Source organism: Planococcus sp. CPCC 101016 (genome assembly GCF_007859295.1).
Lineage (GTDB): Bacteria > Bacillota > Bacilli > Bacillales_A > Planococcaceae > Planococcus.
On record NZ_VOHB01000002.1, the window covers coordinates 2,483,391 to 2,508,331 of the forward strand.

25 protein-coding genes and 1 other annotated feature are annotated in these 24,941 nt (G+C 44.1%); of the genes, 5 read left to right on the plus strand and 20 right to left on the minus strand.

All coding sequences use genetic code 11. The features are described 5' to 3' along the window. Positions 1-4: 4 nt before the first annotated feature. The 9 genes from FQV26_RS11840 to FQV26_RS11880 all read right to left on the minus strand — a co-directional run bounded on the left by FQV26_RS11840 (position 5) and on the right by FQV26_RS11880 (position 8,708). Positions 5-496, minus strand: coding sequence for a DUF948 domain-containing protein (locus FQV26_RS11840; protein WP_146557671.1), 492 nt, complete (start codon positions 494-496; stop codon positions 5-7). Positions 497-631: 135 nt separating this feature from the next. Continuing rightward, positions 632-1,945: a UDP-N-acetylmuramate--L-alanine ligase gene (murC, locus tag FQV26_RS11845; protein WP_146557672.1), complete on the minus strand. Its 1,314-nt coding sequence runs from the start codon at positions 1,943-1,945 to the stop codon at positions 632-634. Positions 1,946-2,099: 154 nt separating this feature from the next. Next, positions 2,100-4,676, minus strand: a complete 2,577-nt coding sequence (locus FQV26_RS11850; protein ID WP_146557673.1) for a DNA translocase FtsK — start codon at positions 4,674-4,676, stop codon at positions 2,100-2,102. 6 nt (positions 4,677-4,682) lie between these two features. After that, positions 4,683-5,291, minus strand: coding sequence for a YtpR family tRNA-binding protein (ytpR, locus tag FQV26_RS11855; protein WP_146557674.1), 609 nt, complete (start codon positions 5,289-5,291; stop codon positions 4,683-4,685). Continuing rightward, on the minus strand, positions 5,288-6,103 hold the full coding sequence (locus tag FQV26_RS11860) for a DUF1444 family protein (RefSeq protein ID WP_146557675.1): 816 nt from the start codon (positions 6,101-6,103) through the stop codon (positions 5,288-5,290). Before FQV26_RS11860 ends, ytpR begins: the two co-directional genes overlap by 4 nt. 64 nt (positions 6,104-6,167) lie before the next feature. After that, complete coding sequence (locus FQV26_RS11865) at positions 6,168-6,485, minus strand: thioredoxin family protein (RefSeq protein WP_146557676.1); 318 nt, start codon at positions 6,483-6,485, stop codon at positions 6,168-6,170. Between the two features lie 13 nt (positions 6,486-6,498). After that, positions 6,499-7,014 (minus strand): hypothetical protein, encoded by a 516-nt coding sequence (locus tag FQV26_RS11870; RefSeq protein WP_261384307.1) that lies wholly within the window; start codon positions 7,012-7,014, stop codon positions 6,499-6,501. A 59-nt stretch (positions 7,015-7,073) separates the two neighbouring features. Next, a complete protein-coding gene (locus tag FQV26_RS11875) occupies positions 7,074-7,592 on the minus strand; it encodes a DUF84 family protein (protein WP_146557677.1) in 519 nt (172 codons plus the stop codon). Between the two features lie 42 nt (positions 7,593-7,634). Further along, positions 7,635-8,708: a M42 family metallopeptidase gene (locus FQV26_RS11880; protein ID WP_146557678.1), complete on the minus strand. Its 1,074-nt coding sequence runs from the start codon at positions 8,706-8,708 to the stop codon at positions 7,635-7,637. Between the two features lie 282 nt (positions 8,709-8,990). Between FQV26_RS11880 and FQV26_RS11885 the strand changes: the two genes are divergently transcribed. Further along, positions 8,991-9,305: a PepSY domain-containing protein gene (locus tag FQV26_RS11885; RefSeq protein ID WP_146557679.1), complete on the plus strand. Its 315-nt coding sequence runs from the start codon at positions 8,991-8,993 to the stop codon at positions 9,303-9,305. Positions 9,306-9,336: 31 nt separating this feature from the next. Here FQV26_RS11885 and FQV26_RS11890 read toward each other — a convergent pair whose 3' ends face one another. The 6 genes from FQV26_RS11890 to pepV form a co-directional block, all read right to left on the minus strand. Beyond that, a complete protein-coding gene (locus FQV26_RS11890) occupies positions 9,337-10,191 on the minus strand; it encodes a YtnP family quorum-quenching lactonase (RefSeq protein WP_146557680.1) in 855 nt (284 codons plus the stop codon). 22 nt (positions 10,192-10,213) lie between these two features. After that, entirely contained in the window at positions 10,214-10,864 is a 651-nt protein-coding gene (gene trmB, locus FQV26_RS11895; RefSeq protein ID WP_146557681.1) for a tRNA (guanosine(46)-N7)-methyltransferase TrmB, read from the minus strand. A 22-nt stretch (positions 10,865-10,886) separates the two neighbouring features. Next, positions 10,887-11,795, minus strand: coding sequence for a diacylglycerol/lipid kinase family protein (locus FQV26_RS11900; RefSeq protein ID WP_146557682.1), 909 nt, complete (start codon positions 11,793-11,795; stop codon positions 10,887-10,889). Continuing rightward, positions 11,792-12,361, minus strand: coding sequence for an RNA 2',3'-cyclic phosphodiesterase (thpR, locus tag FQV26_RS11905; RefSeq protein WP_261384308.1), 570 nt, complete (start codon positions 12,359-12,361; stop codon positions 11,792-11,794). The genes FQV26_RS11900 and thpR overlap by 4 nt, the downstream gene beginning before the upstream one ends. Before the next feature lie 86 nt (positions 12,362-12,447). Further along, a complete protein-coding gene (gene dat / locus FQV26_RS11910; RefSeq protein ID WP_146557684.1) occupies positions 12,448-13,296 on the minus strand; it encodes a D-amino-acid transaminase in 849 nt (282 codons plus the stop codon). A gap of 17 nt (positions 13,297-13,313) precedes the next feature. Further along, positions 13,314-14,687 carry a dipeptidase PepV gene (gene pepV, locus FQV26_RS11915; RefSeq protein ID WP_146557685.1) on the minus strand — a complete coding sequence of 458 codons (1,374 nt, stop codon included), beginning with the start codon at positions 14,685-14,687 and terminating at the stop codon, positions 13,314-13,316. 301 nt (positions 14,688-14,988) lie between these two features. On the opposite strand from pepV, the gene FQV26_RS11920 reads away from it, so the two are divergent. Continuing rightward, entirely contained in the window at positions 14,989-15,210 is a 222-nt protein-coding gene (locus tag FQV26_RS11920) for a DeoR family transcriptional regulator (RefSeq protein WP_146557686.1), read from the plus strand. A 40-nt stretch (positions 15,211-15,250) separates the two neighbouring features. Here the strand turns inward: FQV26_RS11920 and FQV26_RS11925 are convergent, their stop codons facing one another. Then, entirely contained in the window at positions 15,251-15,964 is a 714-nt protein-coding gene (locus tag FQV26_RS11925) for a pseudouridine synthase (RefSeq protein ID WP_146557687.1), read from the minus strand. A gap of 10 nt (positions 15,965-15,974) precedes the next feature. Beyond that, positions 15,975-17,579, minus strand: a complete 1,605-nt coding sequence (locus FQV26_RS11930) for a putative polysaccharide biosynthesis protein (protein WP_146557688.1) — start codon at positions 17,577-17,579, stop codon at positions 15,975-15,977. A gap of 127 nt (positions 17,580-17,706) precedes the next feature. Here FQV26_RS11930 and FQV26_RS11935 point away from each other — a divergent pair, with 127 nt between their 5' ends. Further along, positions 17,707-18,990 (plus strand): BaiN/RdsA family NAD(P)/FAD-dependent oxidoreductase, encoded by a 1,284-nt coding sequence (locus FQV26_RS11935; RefSeq protein ID WP_146557689.1) that lies wholly within the window; start codon positions 17,707-17,709, stop codon positions 18,988-18,990. A gap of 125 nt (positions 18,991-19,115) precedes the next feature. On the opposite strand, the gene leuS is transcribed toward FQV26_RS11935, so the two are convergent. The 3 genes from leuS to FQV26_RS11950 form a co-directional block, all read right to left on the minus strand. Then, a complete protein-coding gene (gene leuS / locus FQV26_RS11940; RefSeq protein WP_146557690.1) occupies positions 19,116-21,527 on the minus strand; it encodes a leucine--tRNA ligase in 2,412 nt (803 codons plus the stop codon). Between the two features lie 42 nt (positions 21,528-21,569). After that, positions 21,570-21,776, minus strand: a binding site (T-box leader). 44 nt (positions 21,777-21,820) lie between these two features. Then, entirely contained in the window at positions 21,821-22,474 is a 654-nt protein-coding gene (locus tag FQV26_RS11945) for a 3-oxoacid CoA-transferase subunit B (protein WP_146557691.1), read from the minus strand. A gap of 18 nt (positions 22,475-22,492) precedes the next feature. Further along, positions 22,493-23,185 carry a CoA transferase subunit A gene (locus tag FQV26_RS11950; RefSeq protein ID WP_146557692.1) on the minus strand — a complete coding sequence of 231 codons (693 nt, stop codon included), beginning with the start codon at positions 23,183-23,185 and terminating at the stop codon, positions 22,493-22,495. Positions 23,186-23,363: 178 nt separating this feature from the next. Here FQV26_RS11950 and mnmL point away from each other — a divergent pair, with 178 nt between their 5' ends. Together mnmL and mnmM are read left to right on the plus strand one after the other, a co-directional pair. Further along, a complete protein-coding gene (mnmL, locus tag FQV26_RS11955) occupies positions 23,364-24,317 on the plus strand; it encodes a tRNA modification radical SAM protein MnmL/YtqA (protein WP_146557693.1) in 954 nt (317 codons plus the stop codon). Beyond that, positions 24,314-24,877, plus strand: a complete 564-nt coding sequence (gene mnmM / locus FQV26_RS11960) for a tRNA 5-(aminomethyl)-2-thiouridylate-methyltransferase MnmM (RefSeq protein ID WP_146557694.1) — start codon at positions 24,314-24,316, stop codon at positions 24,875-24,877. The genes mnmL and mnmM overlap by 4 nt, the downstream gene beginning before the upstream one ends. Positions 24,878-24,941: the final 64 nt, after the last annotated feature.

The following is a 24,941-nucleotide window of genomic DNA, read 5'->3' on the forward strand; positions in this document are numbered from 1 at the left end:
ATTTTTAATATTGTTCGTTATGCGGTAATTTTTTCTGTCCCTCTACAGGTGGGTAAGTTGAATTTGCACGAGCTTCATAAATCTTGCGCTCATTCCATTTATCACGGATACCCATGACAACATTGCCCCATTGGACAACCTGTGCAATCTTGTCTTCGTTTTGTTCTACTTGAACACCAACACGTGAAGTAATGTGGCGCACAGTGGAATTCAAATCAGTAACAGAGTTGCCGACGCCTTTGACTGCGTCTACCACACCATTCAACTTTTCTGATTTTACTTGGATGTCTTCAGCTAGTTCATTTGTCTTGTGCAATAGATTCGTCGTTTCCAACGTAACCCCTTGCAATTGATTTTCAAGACCAGCTACAGTGCCTGTAACTTCTTTTAACGTGTTTTTCAATGAATTTAATGTCATTGCCAACGCTACGCATAGAATTAAAAATCCAATAGCGGCTACGATCGCGGCAATGTAAAGCAAGATTTGCCAATCCATCCTGTTTCCTCCTTTTAAACGAATTATGTTATATCCCTTTTCTACCCTTGATGAGTTTGGATTAAACACGGTCTTAATTATTATTCGACAAAAACTATTGTATTCCTGCAAAAAAAAAACAGCTTAACCCGAAAGTTAAACCGTTTTCCCTGTATTTAATGTAGTCTCGAATGCTTCTTGGAATTTAGTGACGTCTCCCGCTCCCATGAACAAGTAGACGGCGTTCCCATGGTCCGCCAAAGAACCTACTTCATCTAATTGGAGCAGATGGCTGTTTTCAATCTTTTCCGCCAAATCCTGAATCTTCAATGATCCTGCTTTTTCCCGGGCAGAACCAAAAATATCGCAAAGGTACACATGATCCGCTTCAAGCAAGCAATCAGCAAACTCCTGCAGGAAGGTTTGAGTCCGTGTGAATGTGTGAGGCTGGAAAATGGCAATCAATTCACGCTCCGGATATTTCTGACGGGCAGATTGCAGAGTCGCACGTATTTCTGTTGGATGATGCGCATAGTCATCGATCAAGATGCGATCTCCGATTGATGTTTGGGTGAAGCGGCGCTTAACCCCTTCGAAATCTTCAAACTGCTGCTGAATGATATCGGCAGGAATACTTTCGTAATGGCAAAGAGAAATAACTGCTAATGCATTTAAAATAGCGTGATCGCCAAACATCGGAAGCTTGAAGGTATGGAAAAATTCATTCCGTATTACTACATCAAATGTAGTCCCATCAATTGTTTTCACAATATTTCTCGCCTGAAAATCATTTTCTTCTCCAAAACCATAATAAACTACTGGAATCGGAGCTTGAATTTGTTGAAGATATTCATCGTCGCCGCAGGCAATGATGCATTTTTTCACTTGCTGAGCCATCTCTTCGAACGCCTTGAAGACATCATCGACTCCTGTGAAATAATCAGGATGATCATAATCGATGTTTGTCATGATGGCATAATCGGGATGATAAGCAAGAAAATGACGGCGGTATTCACAAGCTTCTGCCACAAAGAAATGCGAATCTTCCTGCCCGACTCCTGTTCCATCCCCAATCAAGTAAGACACAGGTTTATAACCAGACAATACATGAGCCATCAATCCCGTAGTTGATGTTTTTCCGTGAGCTCCTGTAATAGCAACTGATACATACTGACGCATCAAATCACCAAGAAACTGATGGTAACGTATAATCGTCGCACCCAATTCCCGTGCTTTTACCAACTCGGGGTGATCGTCACCAAATGCATTGCCCGCAACAATCGTCATATCTTTTTCTATATTTTCTGCATCGAACGGCAGTATGGTTATGCCTCTTTCACGTAGACGGTCTTCCGTGAAAAAATGCTGCTCGATATCAGAACCTTGAACTTGTTTGCCCATATCATGCATGATTTGTGCAAGCGGACTCATACCGGAACCTTTGATTCCGGTAAAATGTAAAACTGTCATAAATGAACCTCCTGTGGGAGCAGTAAAGTAGTCTACATAAATCGCTAAGCGAATTCTATAGCTGATGATGAGAAACACAATGTACTATTATATCATATATTCATTATTCGTTGAAATGAGCCAGAATCTTTATATTTGAGTCATCGTAGCACATTTAATGAAAAACTTCTTCAATATCATTTTCTGTAATCAACACCGAACGTGCTTTACTTCCGTTTTGTTCGGAGATAAAGCCGTGCTGTTCAATCAGATCCATCAACCGGGCAGCACGGTTATAGCCGATATGAAACTTCCGCTGCAGCAAAGAAGTTGAAGCGCTGCCCTGTACCATGATGAACCGGCAGGCCTCTTCAAATAAATCATCCTGTTCAGCAGGCGATTCACTTCGCTTAATCAACTCTTCTTCTTTGAAAAAGTATTCAGGTTTCCCTTGCAGCCTCACATGCTCAATGACTTTTTCAATTTCATCATCGGTTACGAACGTTCCTTGGAGACGGCTTGGAGCTGACATTCCGTTTCCAAGGTACAGCATGTCCCCTCTTCCAAGAAGGCGCTCGGCTCCCTGCGAATCGAGGATGGTTCGGCTATCCACTTGTGAAGATACCGAAAACGCGATTCTTGTTGGAATATTGGACTTGATCAACCCTGTTATAACATCTACAGACGGCCGTTGTGTAGCAATGACGAGATGAATTCCACAAGCTCGGGCTTTTTGGGCAATCCGGCAAATGGAATCTTCAACGTCTGATGGAGACATCATCATTAAATCTGCCAATTCGTCAATAACGATAAGAATATACGGAAGATGCTGCGCATGATCCCCTTTTTCTTTCACCAGCTTGTTGTAACGGCTGATGTCGCGAACACCGGTATGAGCGAACAATTGATAGCGGCGTTCCATTTCTTCAACTGCCCATTTCAAAGAGGCCGTTGCTGCTTTGACATCCGTAATAACTGGACTGACAAGATGCGGGATGTGGTTATAAGGTGCCAACTCCACCATCTTCGGATCAATCAGCAGTAATTTAAGATCTCTTGGCGCTGATTTATACAATAAGCTGACCAATAGTGAATTGATGCAGACTGATTTACCTGAGCCAGTAGCTCCGGCGATTAGACCGTGCGGCATTTTGCGCAGATCCAACGTGACAGGCTTTCCAGTCAAATCCAAACCAAGTGCAGCTTCCAGCGGCGAATCCGACTCTTCAAATACAGCACTACCGATAATTTCTGAAATGCGTACGGCGCGGCTTGTACGGTTTGGTATTTCAATGCCAATTGAACTCTTGCCGGGAATTGGAGCTTGTATCCGAATATCCCTAGCAGCTAAGGCCAATTTCAAATCATCCGCCAAATTACGGATTTTACTGACTTTGATTCCTTGAGCAACCTTCAATTCAAATTGTGTTACGGCGGGTCCCTGGACTGTGCTCAAAATTTCTGCTTTGATCTGGAAGTAAGACAAAGCTTCTATCAGGCGTTCACCCTGTTCCTCCATCCACTCTTCGTCTTTACGGTCGTTCTCAGGCGCCATCAAATATTCTGCCAACGGAAATTTATAAGCTTCTGACTCCGCTTCTGATATTGAATTCAATGCATGCGACGGTTGTTCAGCTGAATCTGCCGTTTTTTTTTCCGCTTGTGTTATTGGTGCAGCACTCTTTTGTTGATCGTCTGCGGTTATCGGTAAAGACTTTGCCTTGTTTTTCAACAGTTCTTTATCCGATTTAAGCATCAGCACATTGAATGGAACAGTTTTCTCACGTTTTTTTGCTGGTTCCGGTTTTTCTTTTTCTGCTGGTTGCTGTTGCAGGTCTGGTGCTGGATTTTGCTGTGGCTGTTGTTTCAAATCCGTGTCCCGCTCTGGTTGAATTACCGGCTCTTGTTCTAAGTCCACTTCTGAACGCGGCTCTATTACTGGTTCCTGTTCTGCTTCAAACTGCGTTTCGATTTCTGCTTCTGAATCTTTTTGTTCTATTTCTTCGCGATCTTCTATATTGTTTGCTGCAGATGCCATATGTACCTGAGAAGAAGATGGTGATACTGTTTCGACTTCTTTCTCATCAGGAACCGGAATCTCGGATTCCATTCCTTCTGAAACAATTACTTCCTTTGGTTCAACAGCATTTTCACTTTCTGCATCCGGAACTTCTGCTGCCGGTTCAGAAACTGTTGGCTGTGATGTCGGTTCTTTTTCAGAAATAGACGCAATTTCGTGTTCAATTGGCGTCTTTGGCTTATGCCAACCGGCTCGTGCCTTTTCTTGGATGGCTTCATCAAGCAGTTCACGGTTCATTTTATTTTCCCGTTCTTCTACCCACTTCTGTGTAGGAGCAGGTCTTGCCATATTATAACCGTGTACGGGCGATACGAAGCGGCTTGGTTCGAAACGACGCACATTTGCGGCAGGTTGTTCTGCTGCTTTGCGTTTTGCTGGTGCAGCAGGGCGTACTGGCGCTTCTTTCGGTCCCATTAATGGCTTTTCTGGTGCTGCAGACTCTTTACGGAGAATCTCCCTTTCCCGCTCATCAAATACAGGCATTTTAGGACGATTTTCAGCCCGTTTTACGTCATGGATAAACTCATCTTTTTCTTCGTCCGGTATTAGCGGAAAGCGAAAAGGCGCTTTTTCTTTTTTTTCGGTCGGGGGCGTCTCGTAGATTGCCTCTTCTTCGATTTCCTCGGCATCGTCTGTGAACATACGGTTCCATACGTTTTTAAACCAGCTCATAATGCGTCACGCCTTTACTTGGAAAGCTGAACCGATTTCTGCATCTTCAGGCAGCACAAGAATGCCTTTTTCCTGAGGTGCATCCGGCAAAGCCAACTCTTTTGCTGAACAAATCATTCCGGACGATGCCACTCCCCGAAGTTCCGCATCACGGATGACCATACCTGAAGGCATAACAGCCCCCACTTTTGCTACGACTACTTTTTGCCCCTGCTCTACATTCGGAGCACCGCAGACGATCTGCAGCTGCTCTCCACCGACAGCGACCTGGCAGACATTCAATTTATCGGCATTTGGATGTTTTTCTTTCGCTTCAACAAACCCGACAACAAACTTAGGTGAAAAATCGATTTCCAGTGTAAAATCAATGTCGTTTTTCACCAAAGCGTTCTGTAAAGAAGTGACAAGGCCTTCTGATACTTCCACTTGTTGTCCTTCTGAAAATTCCACGTAGTTTGAAGCATTGAACAAATTGAATCCGGCAATTTCGCCTGCTTCATCTTTGATCAATGTGATATCTCCTGACTGTTCAGGATGAATTTTTGCTGGAGTTTCAGTTTGCAGTTGAACCAACAGTACATCGCCGATTCCCTGTTTATTATAAAATACATTCATTTTTTATCGTTCTCCTCGTTAGGTCTATTTTTTGCCAATATGAAAATTGGCTCCAATTCATCATTTTCATAAATGAACGATAAGGAAGTGATTGGCACTTTGCCATTGGTAAAGAAATGCATGGCCATTTGTGCAAGCACATCGTATCCCGTTTCATTTCGGATATCGCCGATGATCAATACATCCTGATGAGGTACTGACACCGTCATATCACCGGTTATTTTTGTCTTCATTTCTTTTAAGAAAGATTCATTTAAGATGCGCGAAGCATCATAACCATCGTTTTCGTTCAGGAAATAAAAAATATTTCCAGCAACATGGTCTTCCTTTACAGCGGTTTTCAACTTTCTCACTTGAAACTTCGCAATTTCTTTAATCTGTTCTTCTGTCAGACTTAATGAATTTACCACATTTTCATCAATTAAGCGATAGGTATTCCCGGCATCCAAGGCAAAATAAATACGTGTTTCTGCCGTATGGTCAGCTGTAATGAATTTATGTCCTTCGTTGGATTCAGTAGGAAAAGAAGTTGATCGGATGACCGGAAAAATATGTTCAGTCGATGTCATTTCACCTTTTGCCTCTTTTTCCATCGCTTCGAAAGTTTCCGTAATCGTATACACGATCTCCTGAATTGCCGCATCACCTTTTGATTCGAATCGGTTAATCACCTGAGGCAGGGAGATGCTCATGCCTTTGCCAAGTTCCTGGTGACGGATATGTGCAGTGTCATTCTCACGATCGTAACGCCATTCCAGCTTTCGGCTAGGCATGCGTTCTCTAAGTATATTAAAAAGTTCAGTTGATTTCATCGTTGTTTTGCCTCACTTTCATAAATAAACGGTTCAGCCCAGTCGAGGCGAACCGTTTTCACTGTTATTTTGGAAGGTTCGAAATAAACCCTTCAATTTCTGCTTGCGTTTTGCGGTCTTTGCTGACAAAACGACCGGTTTCCTGTCCATTTCCATAAGCCAAGAAACTTGGAATACCGTAAATATCCTGATCGATGCACAAATCGATAAACTCATCGCGATTCACTGAGACAAACTTGTGATCCGGGAACGATTTTTCAATATCAGGCATAATCGGATCAATGACACGACAATCTGGGCACCATCCCGCTGTAAACATAAAAATTACAGCGGATTCTTTTGTCAATTCATGAAATTCTTCAGTCGATTGCAAATTTCTCATGTAAGTAGTCTCCTTATTCATCGCTATCTATTGAGCGTACAGTTTTCATCATCCAGTCCATATTTTTTGGAATATCGCTTTCTTGTGTAATGGTTGTCAGTTGGACTCCACCTGCACTGACGATCAATTCCAACTGGTCTTCTGCAATTTCTTTAACTGTTGCAAAACCAAAACGGCCATTTTGCTGAAACGTTTCATCTGCAACCCATTGCTGTTCCGGATCCACTTTTTGCATGTTGTAGAAAAAAGTGCTTGAAGCTTTTTCGTTCGGATTAATGAACAAAGCAAAAGAATCATTGCCTTTTGTAATCAAGCTATCAAAGTCATTCGAAGGCTCTTCAATGTCATAACCGCGCGGAACATACAACTCAGTCTGCCCCACCGTTTTATTCGTTTCTTTCGGCTCTGACTCAAACGCTTCACGTGCGTTCGATATCCCTTGTACAATCCGCTCTTCTGGTGTCGGCACACAGCCTGACAATACACCCGACAAAAAGAGCAATCCAAAAATCATTCCATATCGAGGCACGCTCATTCCCCCTAACCTTACTGCTATTTATTTTAAAGGTGTTTACAGGGACATGCAACTTAATCGCTGTCCCTCTGATACTGTCCGATTAATAATTTGACTACGTGACTGAACATTTCTCCCCGATTGACAAAGCCGTCTGTTAATATGCCAACGGCTCCTTTATGGTGGCGGATTCCACTTTCATTCGCGTAATCATCCATGATTGGACCAAGCTCCATACCATTGCGGAGACCTGCTCCAATTTCGTCTGGCAACGGAATTTGGGCACCCGCTGCTGTGAATAATCGTCCATCCTGGGTCGCCAACGCTCCCCAGTTGCACAAATATAAAATGCCGTCCATTTCATAGACACCACCTTCTAAACCGATGGCGAAATCATAATCGCCTAATGCATTTCGAGCTCTGTTTACAGCTCCCTGCCGTGTTTCCTGTTGAGAAAACGGCTGTGCGGAGACTTCTGATTCAGCATCTATAGCAGATAAATCGGTGGCCCATTCTATGTTTTTAAGTACACTTGATACGGCGTTGATTTTCGCAGGATTTTTTGATGCAATTGCTGCACGGTTTTTTTTCATTTCCACTATTCCTTTCAAAAAAAAAGAGCCCGGGGGCACTTTTTAGACATTTTGTTTAATGGTTTCAAATGTTGTACGGTCAGATGCTTTGACAAGTTGTGTCAATAATTCTTTGGCTGCTGCGTAATCATCCGTATGAATAATAGACGCCGAAGTATGGATGTAGCGGGAGCAAATGCCGATTACTGAACTCGGAATGCCTTCGTTTACGGTGTGGATGCGCCCGGCATCTGTTCCACCTTGTGAAACGAAATATTGGTAAGGAATATGATGGGTTTCAGCAGTGTCCAATATGAATTCACGCATGCCGCGATGCGTCACCATACTCTTGTCCAGAATACGCAATAACGTTCCTTTGCCGAGCTGGCCAAATTCATTTTTGTCGCCTGTCGCATCATTCGCTGGACTGGCATCCAAAGCAAAGAAGAGATCCGGATTGATCATCGTCGCAGCTGTTTGAGCTCCACGCAGTCCAACTTCTTCCATAACTGTAGCACCGGAATATAATTGGTTCGGCAATTTTTCGTCCTTTAATTCTTTTAGAAGCTCTATAGCCAATCCACAGCCATAACGGTTATCCCAGGCTTTCGCCATGATTTTCTTATCATTTGCCATTGGCGTAAACGGGCTGAACGGAACAATCTGCTGGCCAGGCCGAATGCCAAGTGCCAGCGCATCTTCTCTGTCATCTGCTCCAATATCAATCAGCATATTTTTGATTTCCATTGGTTTGCTGCGAAGTTCTTCACTTAACAGATGCGGCGGAATTGAGCCGATGACGCCTGGAATTGCCGTCTCTCCAACCACGATGTCTACACGCGTCGCCAGCATTACCTGGTTCCACCAGCCGCCTAAAGGCTGAAAACGAATCATGCCATTATCTGTGATTTGCGTTACCATGAAACCTACTTCATCCATATGTCCGGCAACCATGATCCGTGGACCATCGCTTTGGCCTTCTTTCACGCCAAAAACGCTGCCTAGGTTATCTTGAATCAATCGATCAGATACTTTTTCCAGTTCCTGCCGCATAAATTTCCGCACAGCATGTTCGTTTCCTGGAGCACCTGGCAGTTCTGTCAAGGTTTTAAACATTTCACGTGTTTCAGCATTCATATCAAAATTCCTCCTATGTAAGTTAAACCGATTATTTGTCAAAAGTCTTATTTTGTTTCGCGTACTGGCATCCATCCAATCTTTAAAAAAGAGCCTTCTACTCCCCTTGAGCAAACTGAACTGGAATTTCAACTAAATCACTTTCATTAAGTTTAGAGCTTTTATCCGACAATTTCCAGTTTTATATTTCGTTTTTCGAAAGAGCCATAACTAACAAGCTTTCATTTCGCCCTTCAAAATATTTATGGTACAATTTATCCAGTAAGCAGAGGAGGGATTTTAGTGAAAAATCGTGATTTACTTATTGGCTTCGCTACAGGTGTGGCAGCAACATATTTGGTAAAAGAAATTTACGATCGCAAGGCAAAGCTATATCCAGCGGATGATGTCTTAAAAGAAGTCAAATCTGCATTTAAAGAAGAAGGACCTATCGATGGCTCTTGGATTTTCATGAAAACCGAGCCTTATAAGCAACATGCTTTAACAACTGAAGTTTATAAAGGCGGCATCACTCGCCACAAGGAAGACGAACTTCAGCAATTTGAATTTTTGGCTGACGCTTATACAGGCGCAGTAATCGAAGTAAAACAAGTATAAATAAAAAAAAGGAGCCGGCTGGCTCCTTTTTTTATAGGACTTTTTCTTTGTGTACAAGTGATTCGGTTATTTCTTTGCCATCCGCGCTCCATTTAAGGATGCGGTAATACGCATCGTGATAAAAACTGAAATAATAACCGTTTTCCAAGGCTTCCTTCATCAGCTTCTCTTTGGCATAGATTGAATCCATTGGATAATCATCGAACGCCAATACCCATAAAGGATTCTGATGAGCATGTGTCGGCATGATATCGGCCATATGCAAAATGGCTTCATTGCCCTGGGTCATTTTAATGACGCTATGGCCATTAGAATGGCCGCCGGTATGTATCAAGCTTATGGCGTCGAACAAAGTTTTTTCGCCTTCAAATGTTTCAACCTGATCGACTATCGGCTCCCAATTCTCTTTCCAATAGGTATTGCGTGAACGGATATTCGGGTGCTGCATTTCATTCCACTCTATAGCGGACACATGGATTTTGGCATTCGGAAAAGCAGAAACCAGTTCTTCTCCCTGCCATTTCGTCAAGCCTGCTGCATGGTCTCCGTGAAGATGAGTCATCAGTACAGTGTCAATATCTTCAGACGTCAATCCAAGTTCCGCCAATTCCTCTTCGACACGTGATTGTGCTGAAACCCCTAGATTGCGCATTTGGCGTTCCGTTAATTTGCCGTCTCCGAGACCGCTGTCGATTAAAATATTATGACCTTCAAATTGAACCAGGATCGGATGCGTAGGCAATTCGATTTGATTCTTTTCATTGCCAGGATAACGTTTTGACCAAATGACTTTCGGCACTACCCCAAACATCGTACCGCCATCCAAAAAAGTCGTTCCTCCATCAAGCCAGGTTAGATTCATGTCGTGAAATTGAAATTTTTGCATTCCCTTTTCCCCCTTGTCATGATCAGCTAACTGAAAACTGCGCTTCCAACCGGTAAATCGGCTGGCCTTTTTTCGAAAATTTTTCTTCATACTCCGTCATAATATTCCATTCAGGTTCATTGTCATGAAGATCCAATGATACATCCTTTAATAACATACCATATTCAGAAATGCTCGTGAGTGAATATTCGAAAAGTTTTCGGTTGTCCGTCTTGAAATGAATTTCCCCTTTTTCCGGCAAAACGGCCTCGTATAGCTTTAGAAAAGATTCATGTGTCAATCGCCGTTTGGCGTGGCGTGTTTTTGGCCAAGGATCTGAAAAGTTCAGGTACAATCTGTCCACTTCTGCCTTTTCGAAATAATCGGCCATGTCTTTTGCGTTCACTTTTAACAACCGAAGATTGGGTATGCCTCCCTCTTCTTCCAGGATGCTCTCGAGTGCTGTTACAATGACGCTATCAAACAATTCAATGCCGATGTAGTTGATATCGGGATTGGCTTTTGCCATACCAATGATAAAACGGCCTTTTCCTGTTCCTGCTTCGATGTGAAGCGGCTGCTTATTGCCGAAGATTTCCTGCCACTTTCCTTTTTTCAGCTGTGGTTCTTGTATAACAATGTCGGGGTGGGAATCGATTAAATCCGCTGCCCATGGTTTAAAACGTGATCTCATGTTTCATCCTCTTTCTATACTATTAATTTATTGTTTTCCAGTCATGTTTGCTAATTCTGTACACAACTCGTTCATTATACGGACTTTTGCCGGCATCGTCGCCATCGACATGCCGGCAAACAGGTTTATCGGTCAAAAGCCTGAATTCAGTGTCGCTTTTTTGGCTGACTTCTTTAAAACGTGTATGTGTTCCGCTGAATACCGTACCAAAAACCAGCAATAGTTTCAAACGGGAAATTTGATGGACGACCGTCAATTCGAGCATGCCATCATCTGTTTTGGAACGGGGTGAAATTTTCATGCCGCCACCGAAATAAGGCTGATTGTTGACTGTTGCTAACCAAACATTTTTATAGATGAAGGTACCTCCACCGCTTTCCACCGACAGAGTAAACCGTTCGAATTTCATCAAGGTCTTGATGACATATGCAAGGTAAGTCAATTTTCCGAGACCTATCCGATTCAAGGTTTTTTTGATGGGCGATTGGTTGACGGCGATGCTGATTGCAGCGTCTAGACCGATGCCAGAGCTGCTGACAAAATAACAAGCAGCGTCATTAAAAAATTCACCCATGTCTTCGGATTTGAAAGAAGGATTTTCAAGGAATTTTTCGATTGCCTGGGCATCTTTGAATGTAGGGTAGGCTCTTGCAAAATCATTTCCGGATCCTGCCGCTACAGAGCCGACAATAAGTTCTTTTGCCCCGGCCGCCCCCGCAGCGATTTCACGCAGAGTCCCGTCTCCACCAAAGCCGATCAGCAAAACATGCTGCTCGTCTTCCCGATAAGTTTTTGCAATTTCGGTGGCATGCCCAGGAAAACGAGTGATGACATGCTCGAATGGAAAATGAATTGTTTTTTCAAAACGCTGCCATTTTCTCATGGCTTTGCCATTGCCTGCAACGGGGTTGATTACAAATACTATTTTCATAAACTCTCGCCTTCAGAAACAGTAGGTGCAGTTTCCAGTGGATAATTGGCTATCTTTTGATAACGGGGGTTGTCCTTCGGCGCAATTCGGAATAACGAAAACTCAGTTGCTTCAAACTGCATATTGCCGATGGAATAGTGCAGATGTATGGGTTCTCCACCTGCCCATCTGCTGGCTAATGTAATATGCGGTATAAATTTTTTTGCATCTGGTTTGATTTGCAACGATTTCAGAGATTGGCGTACTTGGTGCTGAAGCTCCTCCAACTCCCTGCTGGTTTCAAGAGATGCATATACTACCCTTGGCGTTAAAGGGTTGCCGAAGGTCTTGATTCCGTCAATCGTCAAACTGAATGACTGCTGTTTAATTTCTGCCAACAATTTTTCCACTTGGCCAATTTCCCCATGAACATCTTCACCAATAAACAACAGGGTAATATGCATATCCTGCGGCGGTGTTTGTCTTTTATGGGTTTGCAGGTTCCAGGCATTCCGCACTTCAGCCAACTTCTCTGCTATGGATGAAGGGATTTTTATTCCGATAAAATAATGTGGTTTCATTGTCATCACCTAGCTTCATTTTACCATGTGAACCGGCCCATAAAAATAGTGATTGGCCAAAGCCAATCACTTTTCTTCTGAAATCGATAAGTTTATGATTTCACGCCCACTTGAATGCGCTCTTCAAATGCGGCCTGCAGTTTCTGCGTCAATTCTCCTGGAACTCCCTGGCCAATTTTGTGGTCGCCAATTGCTACAATCGGCATCACTTCGGAAGTTGTGGACGACATAAAGAACTCATCCATTTCCAGTGCCTGGGTTTTTGTGAAAGCTGTTTCTTCCACTGGAATATCTAGCTCTTTGCATAACTCGAGGATGACTCTGCGCGTAATGCCGTTTAAAATCAGGTTATTGGCAGGATGAGTATAAAGAGTGCCGTTTTTAAAACCATACATATTCGATGAACAGCCTTCTGTCACAGTTTCACCTCGGTGTAGAATGGCTTCGAAAAACCCTTCCTCGGTAGCTTCCTGCTTAGCTAAAACATTGCCAAGCAGATTCAAGCTCTTGATGTCGCAGCGGAGCCAACGGATATCTTCGATAAATTTAGCGGTTACGCCCGACTTCATGCTTGCCACTGGACGTTCGACCGATTTGGTATTGCCTGTAATGACGGGATTTGCCTGTACAGGGAACTGGTGCTGCCGTTCTGCAGCACCGCGAGTAATTTGTACATACACTTGGCCATTGTCGATATTGTTCATTTCAACAAAATCATACATCATCTTATGAAATACGTCTTTCGTGTAAGGAATGACAATTTTAATTTTGTCCGCACTTTCGTAAAAACGGTCGATATGTTCTTTCGCAGTAAACAAATTCCCCTCATATACACGGATCACTTCGTAAATGCCGTCTCCAAATTGATAGCCGCGATCTTCTTTCGAAATCACCAAATCTTCTTCACGAATAAACTCACCATTATGCAATATCAAATCCATATCCATACCCTCTTTCCTCATTTTTTACATGCCAATTGATAAATCGCTTCTGCATAAATCGCAGTCGCTTTAACTAAATTGTCGATGTCGACAAATTCATCCGCTTGATGGGCAACATCCGGTTCGCCTGGAAACAGCATACCGAAAGCCACTCCTTTGTCCAATACACGCGCATAGGTGCCTCCACCGATGGCAATAAGGTTTGCTGTGTTGCCAGTCTGCTTTTCATATGCGCTTTGCAGCGTCTTGATGAATGGATCGTTTTCATCCACATAATGAGGAGGGGAATTGGACGCAATGTCCAGCACGAAATCCTTCAACTGATAGGCAGCCATCTTTTCTTCAAATGGGTAACTGACGGAATACCGCATGCTGACATTGATCATGGCGGTTTTATTTATCTCAAAACGGATAACTCCGGCATTGAATGTCGTTTCTCCCGATTGCTCGTCCGTAAAATCAAGTCCGAGCTTCCGCCCTCGTGAATCTTTGTAAAAGGTATCAGCGACAAATGCCACAAACTTCTGTCCATCGCCCTTCAAGCGATCTTTTAGAAACAGTGCCAAAAGAATTCCAGCATTGATGCCGTTGTCCGGCTCCATGGCGTGTGCCGATTTCCCATGGATGGTCAATTCGGTTGAACCGTTATGCTGTTCAACTACCCCTTTCACTTGGTGTTCAATACAAAACGCCCTAAACTCTTTTTGCCATTCTTCCAACTGGCCGTTTAAAATGGCCGTCGCTTTATCAGGCACCATATTGGTCCGGTAACCTGAAATAAATGACTCGAGGATGTCATCCTCATAGATCGAAAAAGTTGAAAAAACTAAGTCGGCAATGCCTTTTTCCGCATTGATGATGGGAAAATCGGCATCCGGAGCAAAAGCAGCATCCGGCATTTCTTCTGTTTGGAAATAGCGTTCTACACAACGGAAACCGCTTTCTTCATCAGTACCGATAATTAGTCGAATCCGTTTTGTAAATTCTACACCTGCATCCTTCAGCATATTCAAAGCAGTCCATGCAGCAATGGTCGGCCCTTTATCATCGATGGCTCCACGGCCATACAGACGACCTTTATGGATTTCTCCACCAAACGGATCTTTTGTCCATCCTTCGCCCGCTGGCACAACATCGACATGCCCTAAAATTCCGAGCAACTCTTCGCCTTGGCCAATTTCAAGATGTCCAGCGACATCAGCAACATTTTTAACTGAATAACCTTGTTCTTTTCCTTTTTCCAAAAACCAATCCAATGCCTGTTTAACTTCTTTCCCAAAAGGAGCCGTTGGCGTTGTTTCGTCACTTAATATGCTGGGAATCGCTACTAATTCCTGTAATTCACTCAGCATGGTTTTTTTGCGTTTTGTTGCTTCTTGCAGCCAATCCATGTTTCACACTCCTTTTTGTTATGGCTATTGTACACCTTTTTTCAATAAATTAAAGAACTAGCCTTCAATTTACACAATAAATTCTGTTTTCAATTGTTATTTTTAAGTAAAAATAAAGGAAAATCCTAGAATTCGAGATGTTTTTCCGCTATAATCAAATTGTCAGACTAGTTAGATTGACACATATTTTAGGAAAAGGGGCTGTCTTTGGCATCTATCATAAACCTGCTGTATAAACCTCAGCACATCGTCCGCTAGTCTTTGCCAATGGGAAAAAAGATGAAGGAGTGGTTCTTTTAACATGAAACCTACAACTGATCGCATGCTCATTCGAATTAAAGATATGTATAAGTACATTCTCGAAAACGGGACTGTAACGACGCAAGATCTTGTCGATGAATTCGGCATCACTCCTCGCACCATTCAAAGAGATTTGAATGTGTTAGCCTTTAACGACTTGGTGATAAGCCCAACTCGAGGCAAATGGACAACGACGCAACGAAAAGTGAAAATGACATCCTAAACCGATTTCCTAAACAAAGAAAATGACCGCAACTATGCGGTCATTTTCTTTGTTTTAAACTATCTACTTCCTGTTCCGTCAAATGGCGGTATTCTCCAAGAGCTAGGTCCGGATCTAGGCTCAATGGCCCCATCGATAAACGCTTTAAGTATACTACGCGTTTGCCGACACTCTCGAACATCCGCTTGACTTGGTGAAACTTGCCTTCTGTGATTGTCAATTCGATTTTGGAAAAAGCGCCGCTTTCCAGTATATTCAGACTGGCCGGCTTCGTTACATAGCCATCGTCCAGCTCTACACCTTTTTCAAACGCTTCCTTATCCTCTTCTGTAACTCTTCCTTCTATTAACGCATAATAAGTTTTGTCCACATGCTTTTTAGGAGACAATAACTCATGCGCCAATTTGCCGTCATTCGTCAGCAGCAGAAACCCTTCGGTATCCTTGTCGAGGCGGCCAACCGGAAACGGTTCAAAATGCTGGTCTTCTTCCGCCAGCAAATCGATGACCGTCTGATCGTATTTATCCTCCGTCGCCGAGATGACGTCCTGCGGTTTATTCATCAGCAGGTAAATGAATTCGCTATAAATAACAGCCTCTCCACCCACCAATACTTGATCGGCATGTTCATCGACATGCACTTTAGGATCGCGGACGACTTTGCCGTTCACTTCCACCGCTTTTGTTTTCAGCAGAATCTTGACTTCTTTCCTGGAGCCAAAGCCCATGTTGGATAGGAATTTATCTATGCGCATACAGTCACTCCTAAAAACCGAATTTGCGGGATATTCTTGTTATTTTTGAACCCAGCAATTTCTGCGCCAGCCCGGTCTTTAAGCCAAGGTAACCATAAACAATTGCCCCGACCCCACCAATCAAAATGATGCGCAGCATTGACTGGAATTTACTGTCCATGCCAATAAACAGATCCAAGCCTGACATTGACAAGTATACTGCTCCTGCCATGATCACATTTAAAATGACAATCAGGATGACACGTCTACCCACCATCTGCGAATGATAGTTCATGGTTTTGACGATGACCAGCATATTCATGCCGATGGCTACCAAGTAGCCGATAATCGTCGCTGCAATTGCACCATCCGTTTCAAAACGTTCAATGAGCGGAGTATTTAAAATCCATTTCAAAAATAAGCCGAGAGACAAATTGATGATAATCCATTTTTGCTTGTTGATGCCTTGCAGGATTGAAGCTGTAACCGGGAATGCCGAGAAGAGAATAGCAACCGGCAAGTAATGCGCCAAAATTTCAGACCCAACTTCACTCACTTCATAGAACACATGGTAAAGTTCATCAGACAGCATCGTCATGCCGATGACAGCTGGCAATGTGAGGAACAACAGAACCTGTATCGATTGATCCAATGTTCGTGACACTTGAAGCGTTTCATTCCGTGTAAAATGCTTGGTGATCAACGGAATTAATGCCATTGAAAAACCGGTCGCCAGCATAACTGGAATCATGACTAATTTATGGGCAGTCAAGTTCAAGATTCCAAGCAAGTCGATTTCTGAGAAATTGCCGCCAGAACTCATCGCCCGGTTGAAAGTCATCAAGTCGACAAATTGGAATAAAGGATTGGCAATCCCAAGGAAAATGACGGGAACTGCATAAATAACAATTTCCTTGTACATATCACGTAATTTAACGTCATAGGATTCAACCGAATTCGCAAGCAGGCGATTGTATTCCGGTTTTTTCTTTTTCCAGAAATAAGCCAAAGTGACAATACCGCCAAGCGCTCCGATTGCCGCAGACAAAACGGCAAATTGAATTGCTGTTTTTGGTGTACCGCCAAAGATATAGATAACCGCAAAAGCTCCGCCTAATAGGAAAATGATGCGGACAATCTGTTCAACCAGTTGGGAAACTGCGGTCGGCATCATGTAGTTATAGCCTTGGAAAAACCCTCTCCAAAGGCTCATGAATGGGACGACGATCAGGGCAAAGCTGACCCAACGGATCGCTTCGGTGACATCTTCAACCGAATAAATTCGTTCATCTTCAGAAATGGTGATGCGGGCAAGCGGCTCCGCAAAGAGATAAAGCAATAAGAAAGAAACAAAGCCGGTGATCATCATTGTCAGCAAGCCTGACTTTAATAATCTCCTTCCTGTTTCATAATCACCGAGGGAATTGTATTTAGCGGTGAATTTTGAAAAAGCGATCGGAGCTCCTGAAATGGCCAGTGCCAGCATCAGGTTATACGGTATGTATGCGTATTGATAAAGACCAATATTGTCTTCTCCCACCATGCTGTAGAACGGGATGATATAAATAACACCGAGGATTTTTGATAAAAATAACCCTAAAGTTAAAATGGCTGTACCTTTAATTAATGATGACATTCTGCACTTCCTGTCTTGTTCGTTTTAAAAGCAATCTACACGATAGTTTACACCTATAGAAGAAATTACTCAACGTGTTTCGCATCATCGTGTATACTGAAAGAAAAACGAAAGCGAGTTCTTATGTATGTATGACGTTATAATCATCGGTGGGGGTCCCTCCGGTTTAATGGCATCAATTGCCGCAGCTTCCAATAACCAAAAGGTTTTATTGATCGAAAAAGGAAAGAAATTAGGGAAAAAATTAATTATTTCAGGCGGAGGGCGTTGCAATGTGACCAACCGGCTGCCTCTTGACGAAATTGTGAAACATATACCAGGAAATGGCCGTTTTCTTCACAGCCCGTTTTCCGTATTCAATAACGAAGACATCATTTCCTTTTTTGAAGGCCTTGGTGTCGCTTTAAAAGAAGAAGATCATGGACGGATGTTTCCGGTCTCGAACCGGGCACAGGACGTTGCCGATGCGATGTTCAAAGAAATGGACCGGCTGAATGTCACGGTCCTGCTCGACTCACCCGTCAAAAAACTATTGATGACCGACGAGCATATAACGGGTGTCCGTCTCCATACTGGCGAAGAGTATACAGCCAAAGCAATTGTGGTGGCAGTTGGCGGCAAGGCTGTTCCGCAAACCGGTTCTACAGGAGACGGCTATCCGTGGGCGGAAAAAGCAGGACACACAGTCACTGATCTCTATCCAACCGAGGTGCCGCTGCTGTCGAAAGAAGCTTTTATTGTCAGCCGTGAACTTCAAGGTTTGGCATTGCGCGACGCAGCCGTGACGGTCCTTAATAAAAAAGGCAAAGTATTGGTGACTCATCAGATGGATATGCTTTTCACCCATTTCGGATTGAGCGGTCCTGCTGTGTTGCGCTGCAGCCAGTACGTAGTCAAGGAAATGAAAAAAAATGGCGGACAGCCAGTGGAAATGCGAATCAATTCTCTGCCGGATGAAAATGCGGAATCCGCTTTCCAACTGCTGCTTAAAATGATGAAAGCTGAACCGAAAAAATCAGTGAAAAACGTTTGGAAAAGCCTTGCTCAGGAACGTTGGCTGCTATTTCTTCTTGGTCGTGCAGACATCGATCCACAATTGACTGGCGCAGAACTGGCCAGCGAAAAAGTACGGGCATTTGCCCAACAGCTGACAGCCTGTACGATGTTTGTAAACGGGACACAGCCGATTGAAAAAGCCTTTGTCACTGGCGGCGGTGTTTCCATCAAAGAAATCGAACCAAAGACGATGGCTTCTAAAAAGAAACCGGGCTTATACTTCTGCGGTGAAATCCTGGATATCCACGGTTATACCGGCGGCTACAACATCACTTCTGCACTTGTGACCGGCAATGTCGCTGGACAAAGTGCAGCGCGGTTTGCGAAAGAAAACCCGGTTGAAAGCGGAGTTTAAACGTTAAAGGCAGCCGAAGCCTGTATAAAAGAAAGAGTTTTATGATTCAACATATGAGCATCCAAAAAAGAGGCAAGCCGGAAATAAATCCGGCCTGCCTCTTTTTTTATACTCTACTTTTCTTTTTACCCTACTACAATATTAACCAATTTCCCCGGAATGACAATGACTTTACGTACTTGTTTGCCATCTGACGCTTTTTGGACTTGCTCGTCCGCTAGCGCTGCTGTTTCCAGCTGTTCTTTCGTGCTGTCTTTCGCGATGGTCAGCTTGGTTTTCACCTTGCCGTTTACTTGAACTACGACTTCAACTTCATCGTCGACCATTTTCGACTCGTCGTATTGCGGCCAGTTTTCGTATGAGACGGAACCTTCGTGACCCAATTTTTCCCATAGCTCTTCTGCAACGTGAGGCGCAATCGGTGACAGCAGTTTCACGAAACCTTCCACATATTCTTTCGGAATCGCCTCGACTTTGTAGCCTTCATTGATAAAGACCATCATTTGCGAAATGGCAGTATTAAAGCGCAGTCCTTCAAAATCTTCCGTTACTTTCTTGACTGTCTGATGATAAACTTTATCCATCTTGCTATCATTAGCATCAGTAACTTTCGCACTCAATTGCTCTTCGTCCATCAATAGGCGCCAAACGCGGTCAAGGAATCGGCGGGAGCCTTCCAAGCCATTTGTCGACCAGGCAATCGATGCTTCAAGAGGGCCCATAAACATTTCGTACATGCGCAATGTGTCCGCTCCGTGGCTTTCGATGATTTGATCCGGATTGACGACATTTCCTTTTGATTTAGACATCTTCTCGTTGCCTTCCCCAAGAATCATGCCCTGGTTGAACAACTTCTGAAAAGGTTCTTTTGTTGAAACCACTCCGATGTCGTAAAGCACTTTATGCCAGAAACGCGCATACAATAAGTGAAGTACAGCGTGTTCTGCTCCGCCAATGTAGACATCAACAGGCAGCCAGCGTTTCAATAGTTCCGGATCTGCCAGCATTTCGTCGTTGTTTGGATCGATAAAACGCAAATAATACCAGCAGCTGCCTGCCCATTGCGGCATCGTATTGGTTTCGCGACGGCCTTTCATACCGGTTTCGGGATGAACCACATTGACCCATTCGTCGATATTGGCAAGTGGTGATTCACCAGTGCCGCTCGGCTTGATATCTGTCGTCACCGGCAGCATCAATGGCAAGTCTTTTTCTTCGACCGGCGTCATGGTTCCGTCTTCCCAGTGGATAATCGGAATCGGCTCGCCCCAATAACGCTGACGGCTAAACAGCCAATCGCGCAAACGGTAAGTGATTTTCTTTTCTCCAACCTGTTTTTCAACAAGCCAATTGATGGCTTTTTCAATCGCTTCTTTTTTATTCAAGCCATTCAGGAAATCCGAGTTGATCAATTCGCCATCGCCAGCATATGCTTCCTCTTCGATATTGCCACCTGAAACGACTTCAACAATCGGCAAATCGAATTGCTTAGCGAATTCGTAATCGCGTTCATCATGAGCCGGAACTGCCATAATTGCGCCTGTTCCGTAAGTAGCCAGTACATAATCAGCAATCCAGATTGGCATTTTTTCGCCGCTAACCGGATTGGTCGCATAAGCGCCTGTAAAGACACCTGATTTGTCTTTCGCCAAATCAGTGCGTTCCAAATCACTTTTCGTCTTAACGTCATCAATGTATTTTTCGACCGCTTCTTTTTGGTCAGCTGTCGTGATGTCAGACACCAATTTATGTTCCGGAGCCAATACGGCATATGTTGCACCAAAAATTGTATCCGGACGTGTTGTAAATGCGCGGAAAGAATGAGTAGTATCGGCTACCTGGAATTCCAGTTCTGCTCCTTCGGATTTGCCGATCCAGTTGCGCTGCATGTCTTTCAGGCTTTCCGGCCAGTCCAGTTCATCCAAGTCTTCAAGCAAACGATCCGCATACTCGGTGATGCGCAACACCCACTGGCGCATCGGACGGCGTTCGACCGGATGGCCGCCACGTTCTGACTTGCCATCGATCACTTCTTCGTTTGCCAGAACCGTGCCAAGTGCCGGACACCAGTTAACCGCCACTTCATCAACATAAGCAAGGCCTTTATTGTACAATTGGATAAAAATCCATTGCGTCCATTTGTAATATGAAGGATCCGTCGTGTTGATTTCACGGTCCCAGTCATAGGAAAATCCAAGTTCCTGAATTTGGCGCTTGAACGTTTCAATATTTTTGGCAGTGAATTCTGCGGGATCGTTTCCGGTATCCAACGCATACTGTTCTGCCGGAAGACCAAAAGCATCCCATCCCATCGGATGCAGAACGTTATAGCCCTGCATGCGTTTCACACGGCTTAAAATATCTGTTGCCGTGTAGCCTTCGGGATGTCCGACATGAAGTCCGGCGCCTGACGGATACGGGAACATGTCCAATGCGTAAAATTTCGGCTTGGACGGATCGTCCACCGTCTTAAATGTCTTATGGTCTTGCCAGTATTTCTGCCATTTCTTTTCAACTGTCTTGTGCTTGAATGTCATTTCCTGTTCCTCCTCAAAATAAAAACTCCCGTCCCTCATAAAATAAGGGACGGGAGTTTTCCCGCGGTACCACCCAAATTAGCGACTGCTCGCTCAACTTGACTCCTTAACGCGGAAAACGGTGTATCTTACTTGGTTTCACATACACTGACTCCAAGGCGAGTTCATTTGCGTGTTTTGCCGGCTTGCACCATCCGCCGGCTCTCTGTGGAAAACACACAAACTACTGATCCTCTTCGCTGTCATTGGCTATTGTCTTTATTTTAGACGAATCGCCGTTTTTTGGCAATAGCCTATGAGACTTTGACCTTATCTGTATTCAACGGTGCATCCGTGGAATCAATTATATCCTGTACTGTAAAGCCTTCAAAGACCTCGGATAAAACCAGTCCTTCTTCAGTCACTTCAATTACAGCGCGTTCGGTAATGATTTTGTTGACTACAGCTTTGCCGGTCAACGGCAAATCGCATTGCTTCTTGATCTTGGCTGATCCGTCTTTGGACACATGATCCATGATGACAATGACTTTTTTTGCGCCATGGACCAAATCCATCGCTCCGCCCATGCCTTTGATCATTTTGCCTGGAATCATCCAGTTTGCCAGATCGCCGTTTTCAGCTACTTCCATGCCCCCAAGAATCGCCACATCGATATGCCCGCCGCGAATCATCGCGAAAGATTCAGCACTCGTAAAGAAAGCAGATCCTGGAATCGTCGTGACCGTTTCTTTTCCGGCATTGATCAAGTCCGGATCCACTTGATCTTCTGTTGGGTAAGGTCCAATTCCCAAAAGTCCATTTTCTGACTGAAGTACTACACTTTTATTGTCGGAAATGAAATTGGCCACCAATGTCGGCATGCCAATTCCCAGATTGACGTAATCGCCGTCTTTGATTTCTTTTTCGGCTCGCTTTGCAATTCGTTCTCTGACTAATTGTTTATCCACGATTTTCTCCATCCTTTCCTAAACAGTGCGTGTCGTTAGACGTTCAATGCGTTTTTCCTGGTTTGCCTGAAGCAAGCCTTGAACATAAATGCTTGGTGTCTGGACATGGTTCGGATCGATATCGCCGATCTTTACAATTTCCTCGACTTCTGCGATGGTCACTTTTCCAGCGGCAGCAGCTAAGGGATTGAAGTTCTGAGCAGTCTTGTTATACACTAAATTGCCCATTTTGTCAGCCCGGTGTGCCCGTACCAATGCAAAATCAGCTCTTAATGCGTGTTCAAGAACATATTCCTTACCATCGAATTCACGAATTTCCTTGCCTTCTGCAACCGTCGTGCCGACGCCTGCTGGAGTAAAGAAAGCTGGAATTCCCGCTCCGCCTGCACGCATCTTTTCAGCAAGAGTTCCTTGCGGAGTCAATTCTACTTCAATTTCGCCAGATAATACCTGGCGCTCGAATTCTTTGTTTTCACCTACGTAAGAACCAATCATTTTTTTGATTTGTTTGTTTTTCAATAATAAACCGAGGCCCCACTCATCCACACCGCAATTATTGGAGATGACGGTAAGATCGGTGACCCCTTTATCGACAAGAGCCAAGATCAGCTGTTCCGGTATTCCCACTAAACCAAAACCGCCCACCATAATCGTGTCGCCATCTTGGATCTGTTCAACTGCTTCTTTCGCAGAACTGTAAATCGGTTTCATCCCATTATGCCCCCTCTGCCTCATAAACTAAATCGTATTTAGTAAAACGCTTTCATACCAATTTAAACAAACTATTGCCGTAAACGCAATATTCATAAAATCTGTTTGATGATATTGCCAGGCATTGTTGGCTCTTTTACCGGCATGCTACAATACGTGAAAGAGGAGTTGTTTTAGAGTGAATACAGAGTTCCCTTTTTCATCTGATGGAAAACGCTATTATACATGGAACCGCCATCTGCGCGACCATTTCGGCTTTAAAGTCATGAAAATCGCATTGGATGCGGGTTTTGACTGCCCTAACCGCGACGGCACCGTTGCTCATGGCGGCTGCACATTCTGCAGTGTTGCAGGCTCCGGTGACTTTGCCGGTGACCGGGTAGATCCAATTCCATTGCAATTTGAAAAAATAAAAGCAAAAATGCACCGTAAGTGGAAAGATGGCAAATACATGGCCTATTTTCAGGCATACACCAATACACATGCTCCCTTGCCCGTGATCAAGGAAAAATTCGAAGCCGCACTGCAACAGGAAAATGTCATTGGCCTAAGTATTGCCACAAGACCTGACTGCCTGCCTGACGATGTTGTTGATTACCTTGCCGAACTCAACGACCGGACCTATCTGTGGGTAGAACTTGGTCTTCAGACCGTCCATGAACGTACTGCATTGCTGGTTAATCGCGCACATGATTTCGATGCATATGTAGAAGGAGTTGCGAAGTTGCGCAACCGTGGCATACGAGTCTGCACCCATATCATCAACGGCTTGCCTTTGGAAAACCGGGACATGATGATGGCAACCGCCCGTGAAGTTGCAAAACTGGATGTACAAGGCATTAAAATTCACCTGTTGCATCTGTTGAAAGGCACACCAATGGTCAAGCAATACGAAAAAGGAATGGTCGAATTCCTGGAAAAGCAGGAATATATTAATTTGGTGGCCGACCAACTTGAAGTGTTGCCTCCTGAAATGGTTGTCCAGCGCATCACCGGCGACGGACCCATTGACTTAATGATCGGTCCGATGTGGAGCGCCAACAAATGGGACGTCCTGAACGGCATTGATGCTGAATTGGAACGCCGCGGAAGCTGGCAGGGAAAATTAGTTGCGGGGAGTGTGACATTATGACCTTGCAGCGGGTTTTGCCTTATACAAAGTCATTGCTGGAACAAGCTGTTTCTCCAGGTGACTGCGTGCTGGACGGCACTGCCGGAAATGGCCATGATACTTACTTCCTCGCTGAATTGACTGGACCTTCCGGCAAAGTTTTTGCCTTTGATATTCAGGCAGAAGCGATTAAAGCGACCAGTGAACGGGTCAGAGAATTCCATCACGTCGAACTTGTTCACGACAGCCACGACAAGATCATGAATTATGTTGCGAGCCCTATTTCAGCAGCTGTTTTCAACTTAGGTTATTTACCGAAAGGCGACCACAGCATCATTACTAAAGCACAAAGCACCCTGGCTGCTCTTGAACAATGCCTGGAACTTCTGTCAGTCAATGGGTTATTGCTGGTCGTCGTGTACAGCGGGCACGACGGCGGAAGGGAAGAGCGTGACGCCGTCATGGAATTTGTTTCATCTCTTCCCCAAAAATCATTTGATGTTCTGAAATACGAATTCATCAACCAAAAACATTCCCCGCCGTTTCTTTTGGCTGTGGAGAAAAAGCAGAAAACCCCTTAAGAAACTAATAGTGGAAAAACAAGTATTATTTTTTGGTGGAGTAAAGATCCAGTTATGTGCTTCC